The sequence below is a fragment of the Marinobacter salarius genome (genome assembly GCF_032922745.1).
GTDB lineage: Bacteria > Pseudomonadota > Gammaproteobacteria > Pseudomonadales > Oleiphilaceae > Marinobacter.
Genome location: NZ_CP136693.1, coordinates 1,152,168 through 1,167,146, shown reverse-complemented (window position 1 = coordinate 1,167,146; position 14,979 = coordinate 1,152,168). Strand labels below are relative to the sequence as shown.

Here is a 14,979-nt window from a genome sequence, read left to right as displayed (position 1 = left end):
TACGATATTAGTGGTTCTTCACTGAAACGTGCTTTGCCGACTACCATGAGTGGCCAGCCAGAGCGGTGCGGTTTTTACGTTTGAACGCTTCGTAGTCCTGCTCGCTCATATTACGCCAGTATAAAGGATCTCTTCCCTTTTTCTCATCGTGCGAACGGGTAGTTGGGTCGAGGTAACGGTAGGCTTCAAACAATGGAATATCTGGTAATGGTTTGGTGACGTCCATGTACTGGCGGACCAGATCCCAGTATGCGAGTACGTCTTCCCTATTGGTCGTGGCGGCTAATAGTTGGTTCATGGGCAGCGCCCACTCCTGCGTTTTGTGGACCAGTACCAGCCGATACCAGATATTGCCCTGATGGTCTGGCAGGCTGAGTAGGTAGCCGTCCCATTCATGGAATGGGGCCTCGCCCCGTATTTCGCCGGACTGACCTTCCTTCTCCGGGTCCTTGAAGAGGGTGACCATGCCAGTGCGGCGGTTGAGTTCCCACAGAGGGCCCTTGGGTTGCTGATAGACAACTTTTGGATACTTGATCTCGAGGAATCTGCCAATGCCCCAGCAGAGAAGTAAGGGTAGGAAAAAGAATAGTAGTGTCGGGAGTATTCCATCTGAAAAGAATTGTGAAAAAGAATCCCGCTCAGGTTCCATAAACCACAAAACCGACCAAGCGAATATGAAAAATGGAAATAGCCACAGGGATGTGAGGCGCCCCCCATGCTGGAGCCACAATAGCACCCAACTCACCTTGGGCAGAGAGGCATAGCGTATACTTTCGTCATTAATCCAGCCCACTGGATCAAGTGGCTCTCCCCCAGCCTCAGCCTCGGATTTGAAGCGACGGAGGTTCTCATCGTCCTCTCTAACTTCCTTTGGGCCCCAAGTTTGCAGAAAGCTGTGAGGAAACACTCCAGAGAGGGGACCTTTCGGTAACGGCGGCCCCATGGTCCAAGTCTTATGGAACAGGGCGCTTTGCTGGTCGGGTTCTCTTGGCTCCAGAGCTTTCCGATTGCTGCGATACGCAGTTGAAGCGTAGCCGGAATCCTCCTGGATGGCCGTCATGTGGTTTCCTCCGATTTATGAGTCTGCTCATCCGCCCAGAAACGCCGGCGAGTCTCGCTGAAGTCCGGCTCACCGTGAGCAACCAGATCAAAGGTGGTGTTGTCGTGCAGTTCCGGGGCGGGAAAGACCATGTTACGGCAGGTTTCGTCAAATTCCACACTACCCTGCCATTGCGCACGGACCACTACCTCACGGGTTCTTACGCCCTCTTGGCCCCAAGTGGTTTTAAAGGTTTCCCGCGGTGGCAGCGCAAGGTAACAGGCCTTACCACTGGGAATAGGTTGTTCAAGTATCACCTGCGGTGATTCTTCGGCTATCTCCCGTCGCGTTCTCAGTCCTCGGCGGGTGGGAGTACGCGTAACCGTTACCGGTCGCATGGCAATGGTAAGGATGGCTGAGTCCAGCATGGCGGCAAGATTATTTTCAACCCGTACAACGGTGTTGATGGTTGCAAGCTTTCTCTCCTGCCCTGCATCGATGGCGTAGCCTTCTCCTGCTAGTTTAGCGTGCAGGTTATTGACCGTTTCAATCGTAATGCGTGGCTTTGCCAACAAGTTCACCAGTCGGTAATAGGTTTCTTCCGGATTGTCCGCCAGATGGGGATAAGCATCGTCTTGTTCCGGGCCAAATGGGCTACGCTTCAGCCAGTCGACTAGAGGCGGGTCGTTCAGCATTGTGGCCAGCAACCCGGCGCCAATAGCGACCGTGGCTCCAGCCAGAACCCAACCCCAAGGCCCCAGGCCCAACAGAATCGGTGCGATTCCAGCCTCGGTCATCTTGGCCATCATCAGCCCTCCCATCACCATCATGCCTCCACCGACCGCTGAAGCACCATAGGCTGCTGCAGAGTCAATGTCGCCAGTATCCCATTCGTGGGCCATGTCCAGTAGTGAGACAGTAATAGTGAGTCCAGCGGTAATCAGGCCACCGAGCATGCGTTTTGTAACAACTGCTGGTATTGCCCGAGCAAGTGAAGGCAATGCTCGTTGGAAAACGGGGCTGGTGGTTTGGAACGCTTTCTCTCCCAACTTGGAAGAAATTTGACCCCAGATTTTAAGGTCCATGCTCAGCCGCTCAACAGCAATAGTTCCTGCAAATATTAAGTCTAATCCTGCGCTTACAACTCCGAACCCTGCACGAGTTAGACCTTTCTGAGCCTCGACTTTTTTAAGAAGACTGAATTCATTCCAAATATTATGCCCCTCAAGGACCAATACCAGATAAGGCACCCTGATTCTGCTAAAAAAATCATCCCAACGCTTCATCCGTTTCATATCCCGCTGCGCCCGGACCACCTCCGAGGTTTCGGGGGCAGCGTAGACTCTCACTTCGCGGGCTTCGGCGGTCCCGGTGAGGTCCGGAATATTGGATTTTCTGGTACTTGCCAAGGGGTTGCCATCAGAGTCCAGGTATTCCCCGTAGAAACGTCGGTGGCCGTTGATTTTGTGGGCATATTCACGGTCGGCTTCGGTTAGCCCCATCTCCAGGCCGGAGGCCGGGTCACGTAACCCGAGGATAATCCAACCCTGGGGGACCGCATTTCGGGCCACCAACTGCACGCTACCAAGTAGTGAGGGATCGCGAGCCTTTGCCATTCTCAACAGTGGACCATATAGCCGGCTGTCGAGTCTGTAGGCCTGGGATTTCAGCCGGTTGGCCAGGGCGCGGACATGCTTGTCGATCCCGTCGAGGGTCGCGCCGACGGCGGCCATCCAGCGTTTCGCTTCAGAGGACAGATCAATAGCATCGGTCTTCGCCAGACCGGCCAGTGCCGCTGCCGTCAGGGTCTGCACCTCATCCATTTTAGGTGGTTGGTCGGGTAATCTCTCCAAGTCTGCCGGGCGGCATCGGCCATCACCGCATTCTCCCTTTGCGGCGCTTCCATGAGCTACGCCGTCAGGCCCCTGTGATTCCTCAGATGGGAACAACATGCGATGCAGTGGTTGGTCGCTGCCCTCTTCAACGATCTTTAGGACCAGGTCGTTGGCATCCTGTACCTGCGCTTCGCTGGTGGACTCGGCGCGGGCCAGATGATCGATACCGTCGGGATCCAGCGCCAACGCCAGGAAGAGGTCTCGGGTAACGGAAAAACCTTCGATATAGTCAGCGTTCGAGAGGCTGAACAGATCCGCCATAGCAATCTGGTTATCAGTTTGCCGAACCAGCCCTGCCAGTTGTTTCTGAGCTTCGGCGAGTTCTTCCCGGGCAAGCTGGCGTTGTGCGGTCAGCAGATGGGTGTGCAGAGGGCCGAATCGGCTAGAGTCTATTTCATTCAAGTGGACATGCAAGGGGTTGTCCTGCCCTCCCAATCGTTCCGGCCCCATAAGTCGGTATACGAGCTGGGCGCTATCACTATGAGGTTTTTGACCAACCGCCTCCAGCAGGCCAGTCAGCAGACGATGCGCTTCCAGTGCCTGGGTAAGGCGATGACGCAGAGAAAAGAGGCGGTCCTCCAGGATTACGCCTGCGTAGTGGTTTTCCTTTGCAGATGACAAGGCATCTTCCGAGGTATCGAGTGCTTGCCAGAGTTCAGTATTAATGGAATCGGGTTCTGATCCTGCTAACAGGGCATCAGCCCGGGCGGCAGGCGCTCCCCGGAGGGGGGCATCGCTATAGTACGCAGCTTCCCAGGCTTCTTCCGCAGAAGCCCCACCGGTGCCAAAAGCCTGCAATTCTTCCCTAGCCTGACTGAACAGGTTACTGGCATGGGTACCGGAGAGATTGTAAACCTGATTCCAAGGGCGAGGCAGACGTTGCTCCAGCTCCGACTCCCTCAGTCGCATTGGCGGTAGGGGTGTAAGGGAAACCAAACCGCCCGCCGTCATCTGCTGCTCGGTAGAATCCAGCGGGGAAACCGGGGGTTCCGGGCCTCGCAGTGTCTGGCATCGTTGCTGCCGGGCTGCATTGTTTAGTTCCAGATAAGTAATACGCTCAGCAGATAGTTGCACTTCCGAGAAGGCCATCTGAAACTCGACCAGGACGGAGTTATTCATGTGACACACAGGCAACCAGATTCCGGGCAAGGGTTTACCTGCGACGTCACGGTGATCATCGGTGACGCCCGACGAGCCCGGCTCCAGGTAATCCGCGAGGCGGACATCACAGAACTCCGGGGCACCTGCTTCCCCATTGCGAACCTCAATTTCGCGCCAGAGTGTGCCGTTCCGGAAGATGTAGATGAAACCAGGCCTGACCGGAACAACGTTACCGGCAGACTGGCCGGGTTCCGGGTCCGGATCATTTATCATGGCCAGGGGAACTACTGGCCATATTCGGTTCCACTGTCTCTCGAGCTGACGCGGGGTGCTGGCAACACCGTTGAACAGGGGAACGCGGATGGGAGCGCCTTCCCGAGCCTCAATATCAAGCCAGATGTTACGGTTTGTCTGTCCTTTCCATGGCCAGATAGTCAGCATCGACTCATCCAGATCCTCAACCTGCCCCTGATTCTCTAACCATTCCTGCTGCTCATTATCACTTTCGTCATAGATCCGGAAGGCATGCCCCTCAGGGTGATCTTTTCCTATCACCTCAATGATCAACGATTCGCCCTCGCAGGCCGGGCCACAGCTTCCTGCTGTTTGGGTAGACGTGGTTTCAGACATCCATGTAATTCCTTTCGCTTAAAACGATAAATTCATGTTTAGGCGCTGGTGGCATTCAATGCCAACCACTGTTGCTCGTCCAGTGACGGCGCTGACGACATGGCAATTGGTTCTGGATTCTCAGTCGTTAGCCACCGCTGTTGACCGAGCTCTTCATACCAATAGATGGCCCGATCAATGACAACTGCCCCTGGCTTACTTTGTGGTTTCAATTGATGCCAGATCAGTGGGTCGTAAAACCGAAGCAGTCCTTCTCTTTGACCCTCGAAACGCACAGTCAAGCGCTCCCTCAACCAGTTGGCTACTACATCAAGTTCCTTTGTAGATTCCAGAATAAGACCGGTCAAACGTTCTTGCTTCAGCCCCTTAAGAGCCCAACGGTACTCAGCACTGTCCTGTCCGGCTTCCAACAAAATCGGACCATCCTTGAGATAGGCTTGCCAGTCGGTATCCGCAAACAGGTAGAGCCATTGAGGACTTTCCGAGATTTCGTAGAGTTCCTGGAGCAAGGGCTTTTTTTGCTGAGATTCCAAAACAAGATAACGAGTTTTATTGAACTTTTTAGGTGAATTGACCATGAAACTCTCCGCTTACACCTGCTGAGCTTTCCCACACGGGCAGTTACTGAGAGGACACGAACCATCAGGCTGCTCCTGACACTGTTCCACCACCGCTGCCCGATTCATTCGCGCCTGTTTCAATCGGTGCGCAACCACAGGTTTGGGCTCGGCATTCGCCCGCTGGCCAACATCTGCAATCTCAGCAGGCGCAACAGCCCCACCACTCTTCTCCACCAACCCCGGCATTTCTGGCACCTGAATCTTTTGCCCACTGCCCTTGCCCGGTGACCCACCAGCATTCAACTTAATGGCGGCACCACCCATGGCAACGCCACTGGGGTCAATCTTCACGAAGCTACCGCCGGCCTTGAGAGTGATTTCCGCACCGGCTTCGATAACGGCTTTCTGGCCGGCCTTGATGTGCAGTTCGGTGCCGGAATCGCTGAGCCAGGCGGTGCCAGCTTTGAGATGCAGAGTGCCGCTCACGTTGAAGCTGTGATCCTTGCCGGTGTGTTCCCGCTTCTCACCATCCACGGTGGCGTGGTCATTGCCTTTGATGTGGGCCTTGCGGTGATTGTCCACGGTCAGGTGGCTGTCATTCCTGATGACTTCGGTGCGGTTATTCTCCGCCAGCAGGTCCAGGTCTTTCTGGGCATGGACGTAGATCTGTTCCTTGTCCGCTTCGTCCTCAAACCTCAGTTCGTTACTGCCCTCACCCTTGTGGGTCTGGGTCTTGAGGGTGGTTCTGGTCTTGTGCTCCGGCAGCGCGTACGGCGGCGTGTTGGTAGCGTGGTAGGTTCTTCCGGTAATGATCGGCTGGTCCGGGTCGCCGTCCAGGAAGCTGACGATGACTTCGTTGCAAATTCTCGGCAGGGCAATGAAACCATACTGGCCACCCGCCCAGCCCTGGCTGACTCTGAGCCAGGCGCTGCTGTGTTCGTCGTTCTTTGAGTAGCGGTCCCACGGGAATCGTACTTTGACGCGTCCGTGTTCGTCGCAGTGGATCTCTTCGCCTTTGGGGCCGGTGACAAGGGCAATCTGGGGGCCGTCCATCAACGGGCGGTGTTCGACCTGTGGCCGCCAGGTGCGATCTGCGGGGATGGCGTTGAAGGCGTTGTGGTAGGTGGTGGCGCCGTTGTTGCCATCCTCTTCCAGGGCCTGGGGTTGTTCTCCGGTGTGGGTGATGCTGGTGAACAGCCATTCCCGGTTCAGGCGTGGGTTGTCGTGGTCGGTGAGTTCGACTTTGGCGCCCACGGTGAAGTCGGGGCGGTTGCTCTGACCATCGGCGATGGCGGCGTCGTTTCTGAGGGCATCGAGACGGCTTTCGGTAAAGGGCTGGCCGCTGGCGTCCTGTTTGAAGCGGCCGGGGTAATCGTAGTGCTGGTAGTCTTCCCGTTGGGCATCGAGCTTGTCGGCCTGGTGTTCGTGCATCAGGGCATAGGCGGGGTTCTTGAAGGTGTAATCCTTCATGGCCACGGAGGCGGCTCTGACCCGTTCCCGGTAGCGGAACTGGAAGACGGTACTCTGGCGGGTGCTGCCACCGGCCTTGGCATTGTATTCCACCGGGTCGAGCCTGGGGGCGTCGCCGTGGTGGTCGGCGAAGATCAGGGCGGGTTGGTCGTTGCCGTCCACATCGCCGTGGTAATAACGGTAGTGCCAGCCTTCTTCGGCGGCCAGCCGTTCGACAAAGGCCAGGTCGCTTTCCCGGTGCTGGACGCAGTATTCCCGTTCTTCGGGGGATCGTTTCAAATCAAATACGGTATCGATAAGGCCCCGCTCTTCCAGCAGGGTGCGCACGATGGCGTCGGTGGCCTGGGTCTGGAAGATGCGGCTGTTGTGCATCAGGTCGAGGCGCCACAGGGGTGGCTGGACGATGACGTCGTAACGGGTGCGGCGGTGGCCGGAGTCGCCCCGGACAAATTCGTTGATCACGCCGGTAAAGCGCCGCAGCGGTATACCGTCCTGCCACATCACCAGTTCCACAGGCTGTTCCAGCACGTCTTCGGGGGCAATGTCGGGCGAGGTACTGGCCAGTTCCAGCTTGCAATGGCAGAGCCTGGAAAGGTGCTCGGTCAATTCGAAACGGGCGACCACGAACAGGTCTTTGGGGAGTTGGCCAAGGGTGGCCGTGAACTGCAGTCCGGTTGCCTGGGGCATGTCTTCGATCCTTGAAGCAGTAAAATCCTGAACCGCCAATACGGAAACCGTCCTGTTTCCGTATTGGCTCTGGTGCGTAGTCTAATACAGACTGCGTGGTATCTGGTACCCCGCCAGCAGTGACTGTGTGAACGGGTTGGTATTACTGCCCGCATGCAGGCGATACCGCATCTCGCCATCGTCCAGCGCAAACCGCACGTCCACGGCGCTGCTGCTCACACCGGTGATATCCGCTTCGTCCAGAAGGCGGAACAGCGCCCAGGGGCCGTTTTCCGAAACACTGCGCGGTGACCGATTAACTTCCGTGGGCACCAGAGTGACGCGGCTTTCGACCGAATCCCGGAGGGTGTTGGGCCACACCAGTGGAATACTCTGGCTTGGGCCATGGCTGAACTCCACCAGCTGTCCGTCCACATTCATGACGCTACGGCGCTTGTTGGAAGACAGGTGCAACGGCTCCAGGGCAAACTCGACATCCAGTGACCCGCTTCGGGTGAAGAAGGCGCGGCGGATGTTCTCGGCTTTCTCCAGCGAGGCCAGCACATCACGACGAACCAGGCTGGCGCGTTTGGAACCGGCAATGTGTTCTGGATGGTCTTCCAAGAACAGCTTCAGGTTGTCATTGTAGAACTGGTCCAACACTCCGTCAGGCGCAAAGAAGCGCTCGAAATCCTGCAGTGCGGCGTCGCGGCCGGCGCCCGGATTGAACGGGTAATGCCTGGCCAGGCTCTGCTGGAACGGCTGGTAGACTTCCTGGTACCACTGGCGTTCCAGCTGTGCCACGGCCTGGTCCAGCACCACACGCCAGCTTTCCGTGGCCAGCTTCTCAAGCATGCGGTCCAGCGGTGCCGGCTGATTCGAGGCCACCCGTTGCAGGGTGAAGATCGGGTCCGCGCCTTGCAGGCCCATCCGGGCACGGGCGGCGGAAAGTGCAGCCTTGCCACGATCCGGCGCTTCCTGGATGCCACGCAGATAGGTGTGTAGGTTCTGAACGACTTCCATCACCTGTTCCATATCACTGGGGTCGTCACCCTGCTTGTCCATCAGTGCGTTCAGGTCGGTGAACTGTCGTTCAATCTCCTGCACCATCTGGAAGTGAGCGGACTGCTCCATCACTTTGCGGGCTGCCTCGGCTTCTTCGCTGCCTCCGGGGATCAGGCGGGTGTTGGCGGTGACCTGTGCCAGCAACTGGTTCAGCGGTTCGTGGCCGCTGGTCAGGCTCTCCAGAACACGCACACCATGGTTAAGGTCGCTGAAGCTCTGGATATCCAGCCGGCTCAAGGCCCGGCGCCAACTTGCCACGTAGTTTTCAGCGTAGAGGGATTGCAGTTGTGCCTGCAGGCGCGCTTCATCCGCCTTGCTGAAGTTCACATCGTCCCGACGGCCCAGCACCCAGGCGTCGACCAGTGCCAGCTCCGTAACCGAGCCGGACTTGCGCAGGAACCAGGAATCCAGGCCCTCACGAGTCAGCAGGGATGGGATCACCACAGGATCCTCCTGTTCGGTATTCCCCTCCTCAAGAGGTTCACCGAATTCGTCCAGGCGAACAAATACGGTGCTGAACGCCGGTCCGGATTCCCGCGCCAGATCCAGGGGCGACTGGAAATTCTGCTCGGCTTCTTGCTCCAGGTCCCGGTAGACACGCTCGGGCGTGGCAATGCGTCCGAGTTCATGCTGGGCCCACTGGACACTGCTGCGGAAGGGAGCGAGGGCCATATCGGCGGTTTTGTCGCCCTCTTCCACCCGCTGGTTCAGGTCGGTGTGCAGCATGGCGTAGTCCAGGTGACTGAGCAGTCGCTGTTGCAGATCTCTCTGCGCTGGATAGGCACGCTGCCAGTAGTCACTCATATAGCTGTGGACAATGTCCCGGCGGCGCCCGCTGGCATCGTAAAGCATCCGCAACACACGCAAATGGTCGAGGCGCTCCGAGCTGGTGTCCGGGGCATCGCTCATTTCCTCCATGACACCCAACATCAGTGCAGGCATAAACTGGTAGGCCAGCATATCCAAGTAAGACTCTTCCACTTCCGGGCCAACCTTGTGCCCCTTGTACAGGCCCATGTCTGCGACAACGGCAGGCTCAGCCCGGTAATCGCCAAACGCCAGCGTGGCCTCCCGCAGCTGGTCCAGTGGCTCCAGCAGGTTACGGCCAGTGGTGTCGGGTTCGTAGCCAATGGGGTGCCAGTTATCGATAAAGCTGCGCACCCGCTCTTCGACCGCGGCAGCGGCCTGGGCATTCTCGATGAAGTAGTGCTGCCATCCGGCGGTCATACCCAGGCCAGCGGCAACGGCTACGACGGCCGCGACAGCAATGCGGCGACGCCGGCTACCGACCACCTTCTGGTTGTCACCGGCCAGGCCCGCTTCGCGATAGATGATGTTGGGAAACAGTTTTTCGGTGAACAGGCTTGAAGATTGTCCACCACGCTGAGCCGGCTGTATCGGGCTGGCAAGCCCATAATTGGCGGCAGCGGCTGAGACAAACGCATCTTCCGGCACACCTTCCTGAACCACGGAGGTGAAGTAAGTGCCTCGCACCAGGGCCGGTGTTGAAAAGGCATCCGCAGAAAGCAGGTCTGCCAGGAATTGCTCGAGTACAGGCTTCAGGCCGGCTAGCTGGCGGGTAAACGAGTAGGCAGCTGCACGCTCTTCGGCATCCCGCGTTGCAGACAGCACATCCGGAAGCCGCTCACCGAGTTGTTCCGCGAGTTTACTGAAGCTCTGGTCAAACTCGCTCAGCCAGTCGTCGGCATCCAACTGACCGTCCAGCTGAAAGGTAAAGCCCAGAGGGTTTTCACGCTCAGCCTTGGAGAGCGTGCGGGCAAACGGTGCAAAACCGTAGAGCAGGTCCATTTTGGTAAAGCTGATGTACACGGGCAACTGGGAGCCCAACTGTTCCATCAACTCCCGCAGGCGGGTACGGAGCAGGATGGCCTGTGCCTGGCGCTGCTGTTCGTTGCCGGTGCTCAGGCGAGCAAGATCAACCGCCAGCACAACGCCATTCAGGGGGCGCTGGGGACGATTCTTTTCCAGCCAGGTGATGAAGTGGGTCCACAGCCGCTGCTGGATATCGCTGGTGGCGCCCTCGCCGTCGTTCTGGCTCAGCAGTTCGCCGTCCGGATCAATCAGTACGCCGTTATCGCCGACCCACCATTCAAAACCAAAAGGATTTCGCTCGGTACGCGGGTTACGGGTGACATTGGTAAGCGTGTATGTCTGCCCGGAACGCTGAATCAGGCTGGTTTTACCGGCATCTTCCAGGCCCATCACCAGGTACCAGGGCAAACGATAAACACCTTTACGGCCAGGCAGGTTGCTCTTGAGTTCCGTCAGGCGGCGATCAAGCAGGCGCTGCTGGCGTCGTTCCAGCGGCAGGATGGGGTCTTCCTCTTCCTTCTGCTCTTCCGCCTTGGCGACGTTCACTTTACGCAGCTTGCGCGCCAGCATCATGCCCCAGACCATGGCCACCAGCAGTACCACCACCAGCGTCACCAGAGCACGCATCTGCCAGGCCGCCAACGGGTATTCACCGCCGATTTCCAGGCGCGGGCCCAACCACCAGGTTGCGGCCAGCAGTACCACCACACCCAGCGCCAGGGTAATCGGCGCCGCACTGCGCACAAAGGGCAGTATCCGTCGTCCAATGAGTAGGGCTTGTCTCCACATGGTGTCCATTCCTGTCAATTTGATCCGTCAGTTGTTAAGCAAGTCTGTCCAGCCGGGCCACCAGGCCCGGCTCCCAGTCTTCAAGGCTCATGCCGCGGGTCTGCTCACGCAGATCCTGCACCTGTTGTTTCGCCAGACTTTTCATGCCGCTGTCTTTCATTAACTGGCTACTCATCAGCCGCCAGTAGAACCGGTCACGGGGCTCGCGGGCGGAGTCCAGGCCTTCTTCCAGCAGCTTCATGGCCGGAGCCAGGCCTTTCTTGTCCATGATTCCACGGGCATCGTCGTAAGCCTGCTCCCAGGAACTTGCGCTTCCAGCGCTGCCGCCCTTCGCCGGACCACTGAGCATCCAGTCAGCTACCGCTTTGGGCAGAAAAGGCGTGCCGTCGTTAAAGGTCATGTCCGCCAACTCTGGCAACCGCTCAACGAAGGCTTTGACCGCGGTGCGGATAGCCTCGGCACAGGTCTCGTGCCCCAGTGCAGACGCCACTTGCGCACTCAACCAATGACCTTCCAGCCAGAATGGGCTGACCGACAGGCTTTGCTCAATACGTTGCCAAAGTGCCAGATCCGGGGATTTGGACAGGCTCTCGCGATAGTCAGCCACCCTGTCGGCACTTACCGCCGCCAGGTCGCTCTTGATGCCGTCACGAGCCGGAGGAACCGAGGTAATGGTTTGCCAGATCGCGTAACGGCGGAGCTGATAGCCCAATGCGTCGGCGGGTGTGGTTTCGGTCAGCATATCCGCCACTTTAAGCAGGCTCTGGCGGGTAGCCCGCTCGTTGGCGGGGTCCAAGGTCAGGCTGCCCAGAGACGCGGAAGAGGTGCTGCTGGCTTGCGACGAAGAGGAGCCGGCCGATGACGTACCCGCGGTTTCGGTATTATCGGTGGCTTCCGACGGCCTGGGCGTATCAGAAGGCGATGGCAGTTTTTCCACGGCCCGACGTAAGTCGACCAGGCCGTCATCCGGCAGCTCCAGTGCACTCGCCTGTTCCAGCAGCTTGGCGAGCGTGGTCAGGCAAAATTCCCGGCCATCACCCACGCCGCCGTCGAAGCTCAGTGCCGACACTTCCTTGAGGGCCCGTTGCAGAATCTGGGTCATCAGCATCTTGCGGGCGCGTTTGCCCTTGTCGCCCGGATAAGGCCAGGCATCGTGCCACCAACTTTCCAGTACCCGGTGCAACAGATACAGCGACAGCGCAAACCGTTCACCGTTGCCGCCACGCTGCAGGCACAGCAGAAGAAATCCCAGCACCTTGAGGTCTTTACTGGTGTCTGACAGCAAGCGAAGCGATTCACTCTCCACCTTGCCCCATTCAACACCGGTGTGGGCCAGCGAGCCCACTTTCATGATTTCGTTCTCAAGGTATTCCATGGTGGGGTCGTCCATCAGGTTCTCACCTGTGGCGCTCTCACCGGAAAGCCTATTCAACACCTGTTCAACGTATGGATGCTGCTCTACTGCCTGCATGTCCAATCCCTGTCTTTGCAAATGGCGCTATACGTTCTTGATCACTCTTGATCAACCTATGTCACTACCAGCCACACGCTTCCCGCAGTGGCTCAAGGGTTTCCCGAAACCCGCTCAGGTCGAACATCAACCCGTCGACGACACCACTGGACGACGCCACAGTCACTCCGGACTCGCCCGCCATGTTTCGCACGGTTCGGATGGCGGGCAGCCCCCGGCCCCCACTGATCACGAAACCGTCGTCCCGGACCCGCCAGATCTGACGGCCCTGGCCAAAATCGACGGTGACCCGTTCCTCTTTCACCGCCTCCGGCATCATCAACGTCAGTTCGGTGATGTTGTTGTGACACTGCACCGCCAGCAGCGGCCTCGGCGGTTTGACCCCAAGGGCACTGAGCGTCAGCAGATGTCCTGCCAGCTCCGAGGTATTGCGATACAGCGGGCCGTCACCCGGGCGGCGGCGATGTTCCTGGGCAAAAGCCTGGCGCCAGCGCTCGGGCTGGTTACCAACGATGGCGTCTTCAACCGCCACTGAAAACGGGGTACCAAACACCTCGTCAAAACACGCCAACCGTTCCAGGCGCTGGCTCTCTTCGGTACACGCCATGGCCTCGGCCATCTGGGGATTGCCCTGCGCATTAACGACGAGAGACATCGTCGTACCAAGGGCACAGAGCACAATGGCAAGGAGGCTGTTACTTCGAATGCTAGGGTTCACGCTTCTGTCACCTGATACTTCAGACATTTATGGGCCAGGGTGCGTTTGGGCAGCCCCAGGCTTTCCGCTGCCTGAGCACGGTTGCCACCGTACTGGCGCAGGCGTTCACGAATGATGGCCGCCTCGAACGCCTGGGCCGCGGCCCGGAGGTCGTCCACTTCATCCGCCTGGGGCAGACCGGGGACGGCAGCCGCCTGGATGTCGCTGGCAATACAGGTTTCCTGGCTCGGAAACAGGTCATCCAGGCGCAGTACTTCCGGCTGGATATCGTCACCCACCGGGGTTTGCAGGCAGGCAAACTCAACAATGTTCCTCAATTCCCGGGCATTACCGGGAAAGTTATAGCTCGCCAGCATGCCCAAGGCGTGACTACTGATACCCAGTGGGCCGGCGCCCTCGCGGGCGGTGTACTCACGGATGAAATGCCGGCACAAGGGCTCCAGATCTTCCGGGCGCTCCCGCAATGGCTTGACCCGCAGCGGGAACTGGCTGAGCCGGTAGAACAGGTCACGGCGGAATCGGCCTTCCTCGATGCAGTCACTCAGTGGCTGATGGGTGGCCGCGACCAGTCGAAAATCGGAGTGTTGTTCCTGCTGAGCACCGAGTGGGCGAAAGCGTCGGCTTTCCAGCACCCGCAGCAGTTTGGACTGCAGAGCCATGGGCATGTCGCCGATTTCGTCCAGGAACAGGGTGCCACCATCCGCTTGCGCCAGCAGACCTTCCTTGGCCCGGTCGGCACCGGAAAACGCACCCTTGGTATGGCCAAAAAGTTCACTTTCCAGCAACGAGTCCGGGATGGCGGCGCAATTGACCACCACCAAGGGCCCTTCGGCCCGATCCGAAAACCGGTGAATGCCCTGGGCCACGAGATCCTTGCCGCAGCCGGTTTCTCCCTGCACCAAAACTGATAGCTGGCTGCCGGCGGCCCGGACAATCTGGGCGCGAAGGTCGGTCATGCCTTTGGAGTTGCCAACCAGAGTGGTCGCCAACTCTTCACAGCGCTGGCGTACGGCTTCTGCGTCGTGGAGGTGGTCTAGGGAGCGCTTAAGCATGCGCCGCTGCCAGACTTGGTCGCTGGTCTTGAGCTGGCTGACCCATTGGTGAGACAGCAGGGTCAACAAACCGCGGTACAGTGGCTGGGCGGTGATGCCGTCCCATTCGGGTTCTTCGTTGCACAGCACGAGGATGCCGAGCGTGCGGCCGTCTTCGCCTTTGATGGGTTCCAGCCAGAATGAGCGGGGCCGGTTGCTGGCGTCGACCAGGGCCTGGAAGCCCGGATGATCCAGGCGGTAGCTCGCGGCCCGTGACAATTCCCTGGGTTTGCCCTGTTGCAGCAGGTGGGCAAAGGGGTGGCTGAAGTCACCGCAATCGAATTCGCCCTGCTCGCCCAGTGCCGCGCAGTGGAGCGTACGGCCGCTGAGGTCGAGTTCGAGTGACCAGCAGCGGGTGAGGCCGAAGGTGTTTTCGAGTTGCCGTGAGGCGACTTTTAGCAGGGTTGGCAGGTTGTCCTGCCGGAGCAGTTCAACCGCCAGGTCTATGCCGGTGTGCAACTCCGTCTGCATCCGTCCCATTCTTTTTCTTCCCTGTGTAGGTTGTTCGCCGACCGCGTACCCTGTGGTTCGGCTTTCCAAAACACGCTGTGAATACATCCTTGTACGCTCCGCTCTCGTTCGCCGCCCGCACACCGTGGGGTTGAGCTTTCCAAAACACGCCGTGAATACATCCCTGTAGGCTCCGCTCCG

At 58.6% G+C, this 14,979-nt stretch carries 8 protein-coding genes; all 8 read right to left on the bottom strand.

The window, feature by feature from the left end; genetic code table 11:
- Positions 1-40: 40 nt before the first annotated feature.
- Positions 41-1,060 (bottom strand): hypothetical protein, encoded by a 1,020-nt coding sequence (locus R1T46_RS05325; RefSeq protein ID WP_317307586.1) that lies wholly within the window; start codon positions 1,058-1,060, stop codon positions 41-43.
- A complete protein-coding gene (locus tag R1T46_RS05320; RefSeq protein WP_317307585.1) occupies positions 1,057-4,665 on the bottom strand; it encodes a hypothetical protein in 3,609 nt (1,202 codons plus the stop codon). The genes R1T46_RS05325 and R1T46_RS05320 overlap by 4 nt, the downstream gene beginning before the upstream one ends.
- 38 nt (positions 4,666-4,703) lie before the next feature.
- Positions 4,704-5,243 carry a DUF4123 domain-containing protein gene (locus tag R1T46_RS05315; RefSeq protein WP_317307584.1) on the bottom strand — a complete coding sequence of 180 codons (540 nt, stop codon included), beginning with the start codon at positions 5,241-5,243 and terminating at the stop codon, positions 4,704-4,706.
- 12 nt (positions 5,244-5,255) lie between these two features.
- A complete protein-coding gene (locus R1T46_RS05310; RefSeq protein WP_317307583.1) occupies positions 5,256-7,382 on the bottom strand; it encodes a type VI secretion system Vgr family protein in 2,127 nt (708 codons plus the stop codon).
- Between the two features lie 81 nt (positions 7,383-7,463).
- Positions 7,464-11,048: a type VI secretion system membrane subunit TssM gene (gene tssM / locus R1T46_RS05305; RefSeq protein WP_317307582.1), complete on the bottom strand. Its 3,585-nt coding sequence runs from the start codon at positions 11,046-11,048 to the stop codon at positions 7,464-7,466.
- 34 nt (positions 11,049-11,082) lie between these two features.
- The gene (gene tssA / locus R1T46_RS05300; protein ID WP_317307581.1) at positions 11,083-12,519 is read right to left on the bottom strand and encodes a type VI secretion system protein TssA; all 1,437 of its coding nucleotides are present in this window, start codon (positions 12,517-12,519) and stop codon (positions 11,083-11,085) included.
- 64 nt (positions 12,520-12,583) lie between these two features.
- Positions 12,584-13,237 carry a type VI secretion system-associated protein VasI gene (gene vasI / locus R1T46_RS05295; RefSeq protein WP_317307580.1) on the bottom strand — a complete coding sequence of 218 codons (654 nt, stop codon included), beginning with the start codon at positions 13,235-13,237 and terminating at the stop codon, positions 12,584-12,586.
- Complete coding sequence (locus R1T46_RS05290; RefSeq protein ID WP_317308263.1) at positions 13,234-14,799, bottom strand: sigma 54-interacting transcriptional regulator; 1,566 nt, start codon at positions 14,797-14,799, stop codon at positions 13,234-13,236. The genes vasI and R1T46_RS05290 overlap by 4 nt, the downstream gene beginning before the upstream one ends.
- Positions 14,800-14,979 lie beyond the last annotated feature (180 nt).